Source organism: Acetatifactor sp. (assembly GCF_982438285.1).
Genome location: NZ_CEWDFQ010000045.1, coordinates 1 through 13,615, shown reverse-complemented (window position 1 = coordinate 13,615; position 13,615 = coordinate 1). Strand labels below are relative to the sequence as shown.

General features: G+C 47.4%; 18 protein-coding genes and 1 other annotated feature. Of the genes, 4 read left to right on the top strand and 14 right to left on the bottom strand.

Annotated elements, in window-relative coordinates:
- The 3 genes from AC1WIP_RS03885 to AC1WIP_RS03875 all read left to right on the top strand — a co-directional run.
- Positions 1-391, top strand: a 391-nt coding sequence (locus tag AC1WIP_RS03885; protein ID WP_481140581.1) for a Fic family protein, incomplete at its 5' end; no start/stop codon positions are given.
- 103 nt (positions 392-494) lie between these two features.
- Positions 495-764 carry a Fic family protein gene (locus AC1WIP_RS03880; protein ID WP_481140580.1) on the top strand — a complete coding sequence of 90 codons (270 nt, stop codon included), beginning with the start codon at positions 495-497 and terminating at the stop codon, positions 762-764.
- A gap of 158 nt (positions 765-922) precedes the next feature.
- Positions 923-1,423: a helix-turn-helix domain-containing protein gene (locus tag AC1WIP_RS03875; RefSeq protein ID WP_481140579.1), complete on the top strand. Its 501-nt coding sequence runs from the start codon at positions 923-925 to the stop codon at positions 1,421-1,423.
- A gap of 104 nt (positions 1,424-1,527) precedes the next feature.
- Here the strand turns inward: AC1WIP_RS03875 and AC1WIP_RS03870 are convergent, their stop codons facing one another.
- From AC1WIP_RS03870 to trmB, 8 genes are all read right to left on the bottom strand, one after another.
- Positions 1,528-2,004: a hypothetical protein gene (locus AC1WIP_RS03870; protein ID WP_481140578.1), complete on the bottom strand. Its 477-nt coding sequence runs from the start codon at positions 2,002-2,004 to the stop codon at positions 1,528-1,530.
- 103 nt (positions 2,005-2,107) lie between these two features.
- On the bottom strand, positions 2,108-2,461 hold the full coding sequence (locus tag AC1WIP_RS03865) for a hypothetical protein (RefSeq protein ID WP_481140577.1): 354 nt from the start codon (positions 2,459-2,461) through the stop codon (positions 2,108-2,110).
- 86 nt (positions 2,462-2,547) lie between these two features.
- Complete coding sequence (locus tag AC1WIP_RS03860; RefSeq protein WP_481140576.1) at positions 2,548-3,063, bottom strand: M56 family metallopeptidase; 516 nt, start codon at positions 3,061-3,063, stop codon at positions 2,548-2,550.
- A 19-nt stretch (positions 3,064-3,082) separates the two neighbouring features.
- Positions 3,083-3,313, bottom strand: coding sequence for a hypothetical protein (locus AC1WIP_RS03855; protein WP_481140575.1), 231 nt, complete (start codon positions 3,311-3,313; stop codon positions 3,083-3,085).
- A gap of 21 nt (positions 3,314-3,334) precedes the next feature.
- Positions 3,335-3,691 (bottom strand): BlaI/MecI/CopY family transcriptional regulator, encoded by a 357-nt coding sequence (locus tag AC1WIP_RS03850; protein WP_481140574.1) that lies wholly within the window; start codon positions 3,689-3,691, stop codon positions 3,335-3,337.
- Positions 3,692-3,742: 51 nt separating this feature from the next.
- A complete protein-coding gene (locus tag AC1WIP_RS03845; RefSeq protein WP_481140573.1) occupies positions 3,743-4,651 on the bottom strand; it encodes a YitT family protein in 909 nt (302 codons plus the stop codon).
- 25 nt (positions 4,652-4,676) lie between these two features.
- Positions 4,677-4,994 carry a thioredoxin gene (gene trxA, locus AC1WIP_RS03840; RefSeq protein ID WP_481140572.1) on the bottom strand — a complete coding sequence of 106 codons (318 nt, stop codon included), beginning with the start codon at positions 4,992-4,994 and terminating at the stop codon, positions 4,677-4,679.
- Between the two features lie 169 nt (positions 4,995-5,163).
- The gene (trmB, locus tag AC1WIP_RS03835; RefSeq protein ID WP_481140571.1) at positions 5,164-5,808 is read right to left on the bottom strand and encodes a tRNA (guanosine(46)-N7)-methyltransferase TrmB; all 645 of its coding nucleotides are present in this window, start codon (positions 5,806-5,808) and stop codon (positions 5,164-5,166) included.
- 161 nt (positions 5,809-5,969) lie between these two features.
- Between trmB and AC1WIP_RS03830 the strand changes: the two genes are divergently transcribed.
- On the top strand, positions 5,970-7,511 hold the full coding sequence (locus AC1WIP_RS03830) for a D-alanyl-D-alanine carboxypeptidase family protein (RefSeq protein WP_481140570.1): 1,542 nt from the start codon (positions 5,970-5,972) through the stop codon (positions 7,509-7,511).
- Between the two features lie 32 nt (positions 7,512-7,543).
- On the opposite strand, the gene AC1WIP_RS03825 is transcribed toward AC1WIP_RS03830, so the two are convergent.
- The 6 genes from AC1WIP_RS03825 to AC1WIP_RS03800 all read right to left on the bottom strand — a co-directional run bounded on the left by AC1WIP_RS03825 (position 7,544) and on the right by AC1WIP_RS03800 (position 13,522).
- Positions 7,544-8,524, bottom strand: a complete 981-nt coding sequence (locus AC1WIP_RS03825; RefSeq protein ID WP_481140569.1) for a 3'-5' exonuclease — start codon at positions 8,522-8,524, stop codon at positions 7,544-7,546.
- 135 nt (positions 8,525-8,659) lie between these two features.
- On the bottom strand, positions 8,660-9,484 hold the full coding sequence (locus AC1WIP_RS03820; RefSeq protein WP_481140568.1) for an alpha/beta hydrolase: 825 nt from the start codon (positions 9,482-9,484) through the stop codon (positions 8,660-8,662).
- A gap of 25 nt (positions 9,485-9,509) precedes the next feature.
- Positions 9,510-10,943 (bottom strand): proline--tRNA ligase, encoded by a 1,434-nt coding sequence (gene proS / locus AC1WIP_RS03815; RefSeq protein WP_481140567.1) that lies wholly within the window; start codon positions 10,941-10,943, stop codon positions 9,510-9,512.
- 371 nt (positions 10,944-11,314) lie between these two features.
- Positions 11,315-11,525: a binding site (T-box leader), on the bottom strand.
- Positions 11,526-11,617: 92 nt separating this feature from the next.
- Positions 11,618-12,313 (bottom strand): hypothetical protein, encoded by a 696-nt coding sequence (locus AC1WIP_RS03810; RefSeq protein ID WP_481140566.1) that lies wholly within the window; start codon positions 12,311-12,313, stop codon positions 11,618-11,620.
- A gap of 8 nt (positions 12,314-12,321) precedes the next feature.
- A complete protein-coding gene (locus AC1WIP_RS03805; RefSeq protein WP_481140565.1) occupies positions 12,322-13,332 on the bottom strand; it encodes an aromatic acid exporter family protein in 1,011 nt (336 codons plus the stop codon).
- The gene (locus AC1WIP_RS03800; protein ID WP_481140564.1) at positions 13,307-13,522 is read right to left on the bottom strand and encodes a hypothetical protein; all 216 of its coding nucleotides are present in this window, start codon (positions 13,520-13,522) and stop codon (positions 13,307-13,309) included. Before AC1WIP_RS03800 ends, AC1WIP_RS03805 begins: the two co-directional genes overlap by 26 nt.
- Positions 13,523-13,615: the final 93 nt, after the last annotated feature.

Genomic DNA, 13,615 nt, shown 5'->3' with positions numbered 1-13,615 from the left:
AGTTAATACGCAAGTAAACAGAGACAACCGCATCAAGTCCATCCACTCTTCCCTTAAAATTGAAGCGAATTCGCTCTCTTTGGGACAGGTCAGGGATGTTATTAACGGAAAAACTGTACTGGGAGAACAAAAAGAAATTCAGGAAGTCAAAAATGCTTATGCCGCTTATGAACGATTGTCTGAAATAAATCCATATAGCATCAAAGACCTAAAGCAATTCCACGGCATTATGACAAAATATATCGTGGAAGAATTCGGTGCATTTCGTCGAGGTGAGGAAGGTGTATTTAACGGTGATCAGTGTATTTTTATGGCGCCGCCTGCGCGGCTCGTTCCAGAATTAATGAATAACCTTTTCTGCTATTCTTTCCAAGTGGAAGCCGATATTTGAATATTTTCCGATAGAAAGCCAGATTGCGAAGTTTCAAGACGAATATTACAATGCAATAGCCAAATGTCATACAGATGGGGCATCTACAATTTTTATTGAATTCATGCTGTCACAGATTGATAAAATTCTGGATGATATTTCTATTCAAAGCAGTGAGGATAATGAACAGCTTTCAGAATATATCAAAAAGCTGCTTCATGTCATGGAATACGATGTTCCTTACACAAGTAAAGCACTTATGGAAAAACTAGATTTAAAGTCTAAGGAAGGCTTCCGCAGAAATTATCTGCGCCCGGCAATAGCTAGGAATCTTATCCGTATGACAATTCCCGATAAGCCTAACAGCAGAAATCAGAGATATGTTAAATTTTGATTGTTTAAAAAACTGTCATCTGTTGGAAATACATTTACCTGACCGTTCCCCGGCAGACACGCCATGTCTCATATATAAATTTGGGAAATTGCGCGTTTTATGTCCTGTAAATAAGATACGTCAGGCAGTATGCTATCCTTGAAAGGAGGTTAAAAGCCGTGGATCAGCTAAAAACAGGGAGCTTTATCAAAGAGCTTCGCAGAGAAATTGGATTTACGCAGGAACAGCTGGCAGAAAAATTCAGCGTGTCCCGCAGGACTGTTTCAAGATGGGAAACAGGAAATAATCTGCCGGATTTAGACATTCTTATGGAAATGGCCGATTATTTTAATGTGGACCTTCGTGAGTTATTAGACGGTGAAAGGAAGGTTGAAAAAATGGATAGAGAATTGGAAGAAACCGTGTTAAAGGTTGCCGATTACAGTAATGAAGAAAAAAGAAAATTAACAAAGCATATGCACTTGCTGTTTATCGCAGGTCTTATCGCTGCAGTTATCTATATGATACTGTTTTTTACCGATAACGCAGATAACTTTGCAGGCGGCTTATGCCTGGGCATTACACTGGGAATGATGATCGTGGGTGTGATCATGACCAGCAAATATGCGGCCAACATCCGGGCCTTTAAACTCAGGCTCCTGCACAAAGCAAACGATTGACGCACACATTTCCCCAAACCTGGCCTCTCCGACACAACACCAGGCTAAAAGGGCGTACCACAGGGCGAGATAAACCTCGTCCCGGGTACGCCCTCATTGTTTCCCTATTCCGTTTCCTCATAAGAGCCAATGTAAAGATGAGAAACTTTTTCCTTCCCCTCTTCCTCCTGCAGCGTGATCTGTCCGCTCACCTGGCAGGTTTTGCTGGCGCCTCCTGTACTTTTCAAAAGGGCCTCAAAGGTATATACCTTATTTTCCTGATCATATACAGAAAAGGATACCGATTCCACTGTGATCTTCTCTCCGTTTTCTTCTGCCAGCTTGTCGTATTTAAACGGCTCTCTATTGGCAATCATATGTCCCAGGCATTCTTGTGTGGCAACTTCAGAAAAGTCCTGATAATATTCTTCAGCCCAGTCTGCTTCCTGGCTCATTGCGCTGTAACGTTTTTGATAATCCGAGGTAAAAAACATTTCCACAAAGGCTTCCTTCACATCCCTTGTCTCAGCCCTTTCTTCACTGCCGCAGGCCGTGAGCAGAAACGCCGAAAGCAAAAACAGTGCACACATTGTTTTTCCCATATTTCACCTCATATCAATATTTGACTATGTTTTGTAGTCACATAAAGCATACCATAGGAGGCGGTGAGTGTCAATAAACAAAATATGGTCAATCGTGAGGGATTCAATCGTGAGGGCACTCCTTGAAGGATAACTGGCTCTTTTTATGTCCCATTTCTCCTTTATGGCAATCTAAACAGATTTGCGCCTCGTAGTATTCTACCGTACATATTCCATCATCATCCCTGTAATGCGTTCCTGCTATCCCCTCCAGAAGCTTTTGGCTGCATAATTCGCATTTTAAATTTTGGTTCAAATAGATATAAGAGGAATCTGAGCCCATGATCCGTAAATCATAAAACTTGGAATACTGTTCTGCCTCAGCCATAGAAAAAGGAATTTCCGCATCCTCCTTTAAAACATCCGGGACAAATACATAATCTGTCCGAAAAAACACTTCTACCTCTTCTTCATTCATATCTCCCATATAATGCTGTATGTCCTTTTTTGAAAAAAGCAAAAACCCGTTCAGAAAAGCCACGAAAAGGATTGCAATCCTGCATATTATTTTCTGATAATTTTCGTTTTCTTTTCCGGCATTTCACACATTTTTTCCAGTTCCTTTACAAGCCGCCATGCAAAGGGATTATAAAAGTGCGCTGCCACAGCGCAAGAAGCCAGCATCCTCCAAGCCATATCCCATCTTTTAATATGTATGATCTCATGATGCAGCACCATCTCCTTATCCCTGCCATCTGACAGGCTTCTATAAAAAATAATGGGGTTGAAACCGCCAAGGGTAAAAGCTTCCTTTGTTCTTTTCTGGAAATCTCCTTTTTCCTGAGCCTTTTGCAGGAAAATATGGCGTCTGACTTTATACCTTGCCGCCAGCCCGTCTGCTAAAAAAGCATCCTCCCAGGGCGCAGCGGCTGCGCATTGCAGGAATGCCTTTTTCCTCCGGCAATATTGGAACATTCGAAATAAAATCACCGCTGATACTACAGCGCCCCAAATAAACGCCGTAAACAGCCGAAATTGAAACGCAGGGTTTAGATGATAGCTTTCGCCGTCATACAGCATTGTGTTTTTTTGGCAAAGCTTAATAAAGCTTCTTTGGGTGTTTGTGATGAAAAATCAAGATTTGTGTTTGGAAAAATGATCTCAAAATTAATTTCAAAAAAGGCAAGGGGAATAAATAACCTATGACCGCTGCTTTGAGCAGCAAAAAGCCCGTACGGGGCTTTAATTTACTTTTTAACAGCTTCTTCCACCCAAAATAGAGCATCATGACTGCACTTCCCGTCAGTGTCATATCCAATATATATTTCATACTCCCCCTTCTTTCCCTTACTCAATCAATCAGCTTCCGGAGTTCTTCCACCTCTTCTTTGCTGAGTGCCTGCTTCTTTTGGAAAGCCGCAATAAAACTGCTTATCCTTCCATCATAGAGGCGTTCCAAAGCATTCTGCATCTGGCAAAGCTTAAATTCTTCCTCCCCCAGGGATGCGCAAACCATACCCCCTTCTCTTTTTACCAATCCTTTTTCTTCCAATCTGGATAAAAAGGTATTTAATGTCTGTCTTTTCCATTCCTTCCCTTCCTTTTGGAAAAGCTCCAAAAGCTGGGACTGCCTGACGCTTTCCTTCTGCTTCCAAAGCATTTTCAAAACTTCATATTCTGCGTCAGATATATGATATTTACTTCTCATCGTAACCTAATCCTTTTATTGCTCAATAATACAAAACAACCCTTCTCCCCCTTACAGCTTCTTCAGATAATTGCCGTCCACTCTGACGCCCTCATTCACCACCATAAACGCCTGATCATCATACTTATGCACAATCGCCCGGAGACGGTTCACCTCATATTTGGAGAGCATCACATACAAGACATGAGACTTCTCGTGGGTGTAGGCTCCCAAAGCGTCCCATTTGGTGATGCCTCTGCCCAATTCCTCAAACACCTCCCGCTCTAATGAGGCAGTGTCCGCTTTGGTGATAATATTGACCTCCACATTAATATTCTGGATATGCACCCGGTCCATTGCCACAGAATATACCGCTGCAAAAATAACGGAATATACCACAATTCCCACATCAAACAGAAAAAAGCAGGCCCCGTACAGCACAAGATTGACCAAAAGGCCCAGCCTTCCCACGCTGAAATCCCGTTTCCTCTTGATCAGCAAAACACCAATCACATCCATTCCGCCGCCGGAGGATCCCATGCGCAGAATGATTCCCACTCCCGCGCCGGACACAATGCCTCCCACCACACAGGCGGCCATGGTATCCTGCACAAGGCCTGCCGCTGGGATCAGTGACAAAAAGAGTGTGGACGCAGTCACCGTGGCCAGGGTCTTAAAGAAAAATTTTCTTCCCAGCCGTTTGTAGGCCAATAAAAAAATAGGAATATTTACCACATAATAGATGATTCCCGCTATATCCACCTGGCCAAAATCCAAGTGCAGGTATTCCATCAGCAGGGTACGGATCACCTGACAGATACCCATAACACCGCCAGTATAAAGCCCGGCAGGCACTGCAAACAGGTTGATGCCTGCCGCATAGAGAAAAGCCCCCAGGAAGCTGCCCAGGACCTTTCGGCCCTCCTCTGCCAGCTCCCGGGTTGTGCTTTGCCTGTTGTTTCCTTCTTTCTGGCCGTCCATAGCTGCCCTTCCCTTCATCCGCATCCTACAGCGCCTGTTCCACCTGACTGCGCAGCTCCTGGGCCGGCATTGCGCCCATTACGGTTTTGGCAGGCTGTCCATTCTGAAACACAATAAAGGTGGGAATACTTGCCACTCGATACTTCTGGGCAACGGGAAGGTTCTCATCAATGTTGCATTTTCCCACCTTGCACTTGCCCGCAAGCTCCTTCGCCAGCGCCTCCACCACAGGCGCCATCATCTTACAGGGATTGCACCAATCCGCATAAAAATCCACCAGAACCGGCAGCTCTGATTTCAAAACCTCTTGCTCAAAATTTTCAGTTGTAAATGTGAATTCCATAGTCTCCTCCTTATTCTCATCTTTTAACAGGTGACTGCGAAACTTGCTTTCTAGCATCAGAAGCTGGGCGTAATAACCAAAATAAGGGTGACCAGCCACTGCTTTGGAACCCGTTTTTGGTTATGATGACCAGGTTCGTGACTTTGTCAGCAAGTTTTGCATTACTTACTCATCTATAAATAATATATTTACAGATGGCGTTTCCCATAGCGGAAAATTTTTCCTCATACTCCGTCATCACGTTTCCCTCCATGAGCGTCTCGTCCCGGTGCAGATCATAGGTGATTGCCTGGGGCTTCCAGCCAGCTGGCCCAAGCTCTTCCACAGCAAAATCGAATAAGTCCCGGTTGTCCGTTTTAAATTCCAGGCGGCCTTCTTTTTTCAAAATCACGTCATAGCGTCCCAGGAATTCCCGGGAAGGCAGGCGGCGCTTTGCATGGCGGTCCTTGGGCCAGGGATCGGAAAAATTCAGATAGATTCTGTCCACCTCTCCGGGGCCGAATACCTTTGCAATATCCTCCGCATCCATCCGGATAAATTTCAGGTTGGGCAGCTCCTCCTCTTCCATTTTTTGAATGGCCCGGAGCAATACACTGGAATATTTCTCTATTCCAACAAAATTGATGTCAGGATGCTCCTTAGCCATAGTATGAATAAATCTGCCCTTTCCCATACCTATTTCAATATAAATGGGACTGGAATTGCCAAACAGAGCGTGCCAGGTGCCGGGACACTTTTCAAGCACAGCCTCCTTCACCACGTAGGGGCTTTGAGCAATCGCCTCTCTGGAGCCGGTAATGTTACGTAATCTCATAATGCTTCTCCTTCACACTTACCAATGTACTTTATCCGGAAGATATTGTCAATTATGAACGATATTTCCATATATATTTTTACTTTGGTTTTCCCTGAAAATGGTGTATGATAATCTACAGACCCAAATGTTGATTTTACAATTTCCAGAAGGATTTGTTCATGAAAATAAAACGCAGCAATTTTTTTCTGTTGATCAGACGATCCCTTTTGTGTTCTCTGGCTACAGGTCTTTTATTTGCACAAAGCATACAGACCTTTGCAGAGGACGAAATAGAGGCGCGCCTTGCCGCCCAGCGGGCTATGGAGGTGCAGTCAAACACCATTGAAAACTGGCCCATGGGCCCCACTGTCAGCGCAGAATCCGCAATCCTCATAGAAGCAGGCACCGGCACTGTTTTATACGCAAAAAACATACACGAAAAAGAATATCCCGCCAGCACTACCAAGATTCTCACCACATTGATTGCGGCAGAGGAATGCAGCTTAGATGAGATTGTGACCTTTTCCCACAACGCCGTGTTCAGCATTGACAGAAGCAGCAACCATATCGCAATCGACGAGGGCGAAGAGCTGACCATGGAGCAATGTCTCAACGCCATCCTGATCCGCTCGGCGAATGAGGTCTCCAATGCGGTGGCAGAGCACATCAGCGGCACTACAGATGCCTTTGCCCAAAAAATGAATGAAAGAGCCAGGGAGCTTGGCTGTGTGGATTCCAATTTTGTCAATCCCAACGGTCTGCCCGATGAAAACCACTACACCAGCGCCTATGATCTGGCTCAGATCGGCCGGGCCTTTTTCGACAATGAGATGCTCTGCAACATTTCCACCACCACCATGCTCCGTATCCCGCCTTCAGACAAGCAGCCGGACAACATCGTGGAATCCAGCTCCAATGAAATGCTTCCGGGAGGGGAATATGCCTATGAGGATCTGGTGGGGTCGAAGACAGGCTACACCTCCGTGGCCAGAAGCTGTCTGGTGTCCTGCGCGGAACGAAACGGCCTGAAACTGATCTGTGTAGTTTTAAAGGACGAAAGCCCCTTACAGTACGAGGATACCATCTCTTTGTTTGAGTACGGCTTCAGCAACTTTGAAAAGGTGAACATTTCACAGACAGAAACAAAGTACAGCATTGATGACGCCGGATTTTTTTACAGTGAAAATGATATTTTCGGCAGCTCCCAGCCTCTGCTTACCCTGAATCAGGATGATTATATCGTCCTTCCCAAGACGGCAGACTTTGAGGATACGGTTTCCTCCATTTCCTATGAAACACAGGAGGAAAATCAGGCTGCAGTCATTACTTATACCTACCACGATGTTTTTATCGGCTCTGCCTCCCTGGATTTTGCTGCCGTGCAGGAAGATACCTATTCCTTTGGAAACAATACCCAGTCCGCCGAAGGAGAGGATTCCCAGCAGACCTCCTTTGTTTTCATCAACATTATAAAGGTCATTTTGGGAATTGCAGGCTTAGCAGCCCTCGTCTTCCTTCTGCTGTTTTTACGGGCCTTTTTTAAAAATTATCATTTTTCTCACAGAAATACCCGCTTTGCCTGGCGGCGCAGCAAGAAAAAACGCCGCAGGCATCCCCAGAATGTAAACAAGAGCCTTCAAAAAAGGAGACAGGCTCAAATCCGGGATGCCAAACGGCGCAGCAAAAAGAAGCATCCTATCAAATTCAGGGATTATGACTAATGCCATAATCCCTGAATTTAGTTTCCCAATTCTCATGCTCTATCTGCTTTCTCCTCTCCCTTGTGCCTGTGCCGCCGTCTCAGTTCCCGCACATGATCTCTCCGAAGGGCTATGGCGTCCGCCTCTTCCTTTGTAATAAACTTCGTGGTTTTCACAGCATAATATTTTCCCTCATCCGTTTTCCGCACTCTGATTTTCCCCTTCAGATATCCGTGCTTTTCACAATAGGCAACACAGTAATAGTGTCTGCCGTTAGCCGAAAACCATTTCAGCTTTTTCCGAAGATTCCTGTGGCAGAGATAACATTTGCTGGAGCTGACCTCCCTGTCGGCCATCATCTCCTCCCTGTCGTCAAACTGCCGGGAAATATACTTCATGTAGGTGTCAAACTGGGTCTTAATCTCCTGCCTGCGGTCCCTTGGAGGATTGAACACATCATAAGACACATTGCGCAAAAGTTCAGGACTTTTTGCCGCCAGCACCGAAAAAATTTTTGCCGTATAATAAGCGTCGCTGAACGCTCTGTGAAAAGGGATATCCTTCTCAATCTGCAGGTAATCAATGGCATATTCCAGAGAACGCTTCGTCTTTCTGTCCTCATAGGCAATTCCGAACAGCTTCTGCACATCCAAAAAGGCAATGGGGCCATCCGACAATGGTGTCATATTATAAAATTTCATATTGCGCTGCAGCTCAGTCAAATCCTGCACACCCCAAGTGCAGAAAAGATAAGGCTGCTCTCCACACCATTTCAAGAATGCCTCCGCCACCTGAGAGAAGGGCTTTCCTCTGTTCAGCTCCTCCATTTCCATGTGCATCAGCTGTCCCGTAACCTCATTCAGCTCGTGATATACCTGGGGTTTGATCAGTTCATTAAACTGACTGATCATGACATAGCTGTCATTTAATTGAATGGCGCCGATTTCAATGATTTCAAAGGGCAGCTTTTGTGCCTCTGCCTCCTGTCCCGTACTGCTTTGGTTCCACTCCAAATCCATCACAATATAGTTCATCTATTTACCCTCTATTCTTCTGCCTCTGCTACAAGTATAACACGAGCTGTCACATCCTCCAACGAGAATTTCCCCATTACGCACAAAACGGCAGAACGCCCATCTTTCCTTGAAAAATAGGGTTCTGCCGTTTTATCATTCAAATAAATGCTCCACCCAGGTATGCGCAAGGTCGATCCATGAGGTACATTCCTCCTGAATGCCACGCCCATCGTTTGTCTGCGTCAGACGGTTAGCCAGCGCAAGTCCATGCTCGCCTCTGGGATACATATGAAACTCCGTTGGAATTCCCGCCTTTCTCAAAGCGCTTACCAGCAGCAGAGAATTTTCCACCGGCACGGACTGATCTGTGTAGGTATGCCAGATAAAAGCCGGAGGCGTCTTATCGTTCACCTGTTTTTCCAGAGACAGCTTCTCTCCAAGCTCTTCCTGCCTGTCCCCCAGAAGGCTTTCAAAGGAACCTCTGTGGGCAAATTCTCCGGAGGTGATCACCGGATAGCTTAAAATCATGCCGTTGGGACGAAGCAGTTCATGGTCTGCCTCCCCAAGGCCGATGCCACGGGCCACAAAATCCTCATCCCAAAACATGCCCAGGCTGGCCGCCAGATGTCCGCCTGCGGAGCTGCCCTGAACAATGATTTTTTCAGAGTCCACATGCCACTGCTTTGCATTGTTTCGAATCATCACCATGGCCGATGCCAGTTCCAGCAAAGAGGTGGGAAATACTGCAGGCGCACAGGAATACCGAAGCACTGCGGCGTGATATCCCATTGCAAGAAATTTTAAGGCAATTGGCTCTGCTTCCCTGTCGGAGGTTCTGGTATACCCCCCTCCCGGACAGATCAAAATCAAAGGCCTTTCCCGGATCGCCATAGCATCCGAATCCTCCTGAATATACGTAATAAGTCTTGCATAGGGCAGCGACCCCTGCACCTGAATCTCAAATGTGTTATGAAGCATAGCTGTCTCTCCTTCCTGTCTTATATCAATAAGCTCTTCCCCAGTAAACCATTTTCTTTGCCGGCCTTCCGCAGCAGACGCAGGTGTCGGCGATGTGCTCCTGCTCAAAAGGCATACAGCGGCTGGTGACACTTAACTTCTCCTTGATCTTATCCTCACACTCTTTACTGCCGCACCACATTGCTTTTACAAAGCCGGATTTCTCGTTAAAGATTCTTTCAAATTCCTCCATATTCGCTGCACAATAGGTATGGGAATCTCTATGCGCTCTTGCTCTTTCCAGCATTTCTCTCTGTATGGTCTCCAGCATCTGGGCCGTCTTTGTCTCCAGCTCATCCAGGGAAACCTCTATTTTCTCTCTGGTATCCCTGCGGCAGATCACACACCTTCCGGCCTCCATATCCTTAGGGCCGATCTCCACCCGGATAGGATACCCCCTCATCTCCGCTTCCGCAAACTTCCAGCCCGGGGTTTTCTCAGAGTCGTCAACCTTTACCCGGAAGCTTCCCTTCAGACGGTCTCGTAATTCATATGCCTTGTCCAGCACGCCCTCCTTTTTCTGCTGAATGGGAATAATACATACCTGTATAGGCGCGACCCTGGGAGGCAGCACAAGGCCCTCGTTGTCCCCATGCACCATGATCAGAGCGCCCAGCAGTCTGGTGGACATTCCCCAGGAGGTTTGATGCACATACTTTAACGTATTGTCCTTATCTGCAAACTGAATGCCAAATGCCCTGGCAAAGCCGTCCCCGAAGTTGTGGCTGGTTCCAGACTGCAGCGCCTTCCCGTCGTGCATCAGCGCTTCTATGGTGTAGGTCGAAACTGCTCCCGCAAACTTTTCCTTATCGGTCTTTTGTCCCTTGATCACAGGGATTGCCAGCACCTCCTCGCAAAATTGCGCATAGATGTTCAGCATCTTAAGCGTCCTCTCCTGTGCCTCTTCCCCGGTGGCATGAGCCGTATGGCCCTCCTGCCAGAGAAACTCACGGGAGCGCAGAAACGGCCTGGTCTCCTTTTCCCAGCGCACCACCGAGCACCACTGATTATAAACCCTCGGCAGATCACGATAGGATTGAATATCATTTTTGTAAAAATCACAGAAAAGAGTTTCCGAGGTGGGGCGCACACAAAGCCGCTCCTGCAGCTTGTTCATTCCTCCGTGGGTGACCCAGGCCACCTCCGGCGCAAAGCCCTCCACATGATCCTTCTCCTTCTGCAGGAGGGACTCGGGAATAAACATGGGCAGATACACATTTTCTACACCAGCCTCTTTAAATCTTTCGTCCAGCTGCTTCTGAATCAGCTCCCAGATCGCGTAGCCTGCAGGCTTGATCACCATACAGCCCTTTACGCTGGTATACCCCACCAGCTCCGCTTTTTTAACCACATCCGTGTACCACTGGGCGAAATCCACATCCATGGAAGTGATCGCCTCAACCATCTTCTTTTCTGCCATCTTTTTTCTCCTCTCTTTTTTAGCCCCAAATAGGCATTTGCAAAACTCGCTGGCGAAGTCACGAACCTGGTCATAATAACCAAAAACGGGTTCTGAAGCAGTAGCTAGTCACCCTTATTTTGGTTATTACGCCCAGTTTCTGATACCAGGGAGCGAGTTTCACAATTACCTATTAGTCCCAAAGGGTGTCCTCCTGCGCCCGTTCGGCTTTCAGGCTCTGCTTTCCCTGAGCAGGCTCCAAACGTCTTCGACGTTCGGCGCTCGCGTTGCTCGCCTGAACGCCTCTCCTGCTCCTGCTCATGCTGGCATGGCAGGAGCCCGCTCGGCTTTCAGGCTCTGCTCATTCGCGAAAAAAACAGCCTCCGGTCCCAGAAAGGGACCGAAGGCTCGGCGGTACCACCCTAATTGATGCAGTCTGCATCCGGCTTTTTGCCGTTAACGCCGGCTTACGCTGCATTTTCATACAGGACTCCAAGGCAGGTTCCGGACCCTCCGCTTAAAGACCTCTCAGCCGCATTTTCCATGCCACGTCTTCTCTCTGGGAAGCTTCCCGTCCGTACTAACCCTCTTCACAGTCTTTTCATTATGTATGTGATTGTAGTGCATGGCATCGTTTTTGTCAAGCTTCATCTCTGCCCCGGTATCCACATCTCTACCCCGGTATCCACCTTGTTTTATAACAGGGCCACCTGCAGCACCGACAAAAACAGATTCAGCAGCCATATTCCTGCGCTCAGCGCAATTCCCACAATGCAGCAGATTTTCCCGGCCTTTGCCATGTCTGCCTTGCTGGAGGACTGCCCCATCCTTGCCCTGGAAAAGCCAATACAAGAGAGAATTATTCCGGCCAGGGGAATAAAGAGGCCGATCACGATAGATAAAATACCCAATATCAGAGCAGTCTGCGCCGCCTTGTAGTGATCTACGGTTTTTACCGGAATCACGTTCGGCATGGGGCCGTTCTGGAAGGGCGCCTGGCCTCCCTGGGCAGCCGCCTCCTGAGCCTGCTCTCCTCCTGGCGTCTGGTTTCCTGTGGAAATGGGCTGCTGAGGGAGAGGCTGCTGCAAAACGTTCAAAAGCTCCATGATATTAGCCTTATAAGGCTTTTTCATAAGGCAGCCCACAAAGCCGTCCAAATCCCATTCTCCGCCAAAGTTTCCCTTAAGCCATGCCTCCAGATGAAATACTCCGTTTGCGTAGGACCATTTTAAATACTTATAGCCCTCTATCACACCATCTCCCGCCTTGTATGCGGATTCCCCTTTCCAATCAGACATAGCAAAACCATTCTTCTGTAAATAATCATTCATAATAAAATACACAAAGTCGTCCGGCTTATTCAACACCAGATCCTGTACAAATCTCGCCATACCTCACCTCATTCCTGCGCATTTTTCTGCGCATCATCAATTTTGTTTAAAACGAACTCCCTTTTCAATTCCAGCAGGTTTTTCAGCTGCATTAAAATATAAAACAAAATAGCTCTGGCTTCAAATTCCTCTCTGCTTTCGGGCAGCTTCTGCCCCTTCATCTCAAGCAGCAGCTCATCCAGACTGTCAAGCAGTCCTTCCACTGTGTTTTCCTTGTGATAGTCCCGCTCAATCTCTCCTATCAGCTCTGCCACCTGCCTTGCCTGTTTTGGCAGATAAGCAATGGCTTTGATATTGGCATATATCTCTTTCAGCAGAACGCTCTGCTGTTCGCGCATCCGGATATAATCCAGCTCGGAGCTGTCTCTGTCAAATAACACATTGTTATAATTGGAAGCTGCGCAGAGCTTTGCCCTCTCCAGCGCCTTCTCCAGCTTTCCAAAGCAGTCCCCATCATAAGCGCTTTTGTCCTCCTTAGGAAGCCACAAGGACATGCGGTGCAGAATTCCCTTGATCTGCCCATCCACCTCGTCTGCCAGACCTACAAATTCTCCCTCCTTTCTGTGAAGATGCAGATTCACCAAAATGCCCATTGCTGCACCGATTACAAACAGAAGGACCTCGTTGCAAAGCATTTCCGGCGCCATGGACCTCTCTCCCAGAAAATGGGTGATCAATACAGAATCCATGGCAATGGCCTCTCCCCAGCCAAGACACAGGCATAGAAAGGCAAACAGCAGCAGATAGACTGCAAAAGCCCACAGCGTGTAGTCCAGCAATGCAAAGCACACCGCCGAAAGCGCCAGGGCACACAAAAAAGCAAGCCCTCTGTTAACCGCGCTTTTTAAGGTTTCCCGCTTGGTATTACGAATGCTCAAAACCGTAATAATGCCTGCCGTAGCGGAATATTTCAGTCCAAGCTCTCCTGCAAGCCCGATGGATATCGCTGCGGCGGCGGCTATTTTCAAACTGGCGGTTATCTGGGCCTTCCAGTTAATCTGCTTCCTCTTCCAAAACATCAAAGGCCTCCCCTCTCGCCCACGGACTTCCCACATCACAGCGGCCGTGATGATAGCTGCGGGAAATCACTTCTCCCGCCCCTTCCACCACCTCCAGCTTCAGTCTGCTCCCCTCAGCAGCCGCATAGCCGTCCAGCAGGGCGATCAGGGCATCCACATCCCGTGTGCTGATCTCTTCCTTTTCCCTCATATTTCTCCTCGTTTCTGCGCTGCCCTCTCCATATGCCAGATTTACGGCGGCAGCACTGACGCAAACCCTTGGCTTCTTTCTCTACTATAATAT

Coding starts and splice junctions, on each gene's coding strand:
- AC1WIP_RS03880 (WP_481140580.1), top strand. CDS start 495: ATGCTGTCACAGATTGATAAAATTCTGGATGATATTTCTATTCAAAGC.
- trxA (WP_481140572.1), bottom strand. CDS start 4,994: ATGGAATTCACATTTACAACTGAAAATTTTGAGCAAGAGGTTTTGAAA.
- AC1WIP_RS03860 (WP_481140576.1), bottom strand. CDS start 3,063: ATGCTGTATGACGGCGAAAGCTATCATCTAAACCCTGCGTTTCAATTT.
- AC1WIP_RS03870 (WP_481140578.1), bottom strand. CDS start 2,004: ATGGGAAAAACAATGTGTGCACTGTTTTTGCTTTCGGCGTTTCTGCTC.
- AC1WIP_RS03820 (WP_481140568.1), bottom strand. CDS start 9,484: ATGCTTCATAACACATTTGAGATTCAGGTGCAGGGGTCGCTGCCCTAT.
- AC1WIP_RS03845 (WP_481140573.1), bottom strand. CDS start 4,651: ATGGACGGCCAGAAAGAAGGAAACAACAGGCAAAGCACAACCCGGGAG.
- AC1WIP_RS03865 (WP_481140577.1), bottom strand. CDS start 2,461: ATGAATGAAGAAGAGGTAGAAGTGTTTTTTCGGACAGATTATGTATTT.
- AC1WIP_RS03805 (WP_481140565.1), bottom strand. CDS start 13,332: ATGTTTTGGAAGAGGAAGCAGATTAACTGGAAGGCCCAGATAACCGCC.
- AC1WIP_RS03855 (WP_481140575.1), bottom strand. CDS start 3,313: ATGAAATATATATTGGATATGACACTGACGGGAAGTGCAGTCATGATG.
- proS (WP_481140567.1), bottom strand. CDS start 10,943: ATGGCAGAAAAGAAGATGGTTGAGGCGATCACTTCCATGGATGTGGAT.
- AC1WIP_RS03810 (WP_481140566.1), bottom strand. CDS start 12,313: ATGGCGAGATTTGTACAGGATCTGGTGTTGAATAAGCCGGACGACTTT.
- AC1WIP_RS03825 (WP_481140569.1), bottom strand. CDS start 8,524: ATGAACTATATTGTGATGGATTTGGAGTGGAACCAAAGCAGTACGGGA.
- trmB (WP_481140571.1), bottom strand. CDS start 5,808: ATGAGATTACGTAACATTACCGGCTCCAGAGAGGCGATTGCTCAAAGC.
- AC1WIP_RS03850 (WP_481140574.1), bottom strand. CDS start 3,691: ATGAGAAGTAAATATCATATATCTGACGCAGAATATGAAGTTTTGAAA.
- AC1WIP_RS03830 (WP_481140570.1), top strand. CDS start 5,970: ATGAAAATAAAACGCAGCAATTTTTTTCTGTTGATCAGACGATCCCTT.
- AC1WIP_RS03800 (WP_481140564.1), bottom strand. CDS start 13,522: ATGAGGGAAAAGGAAGAGATCAGCACACGGGATGTGGATGCCCTGATC.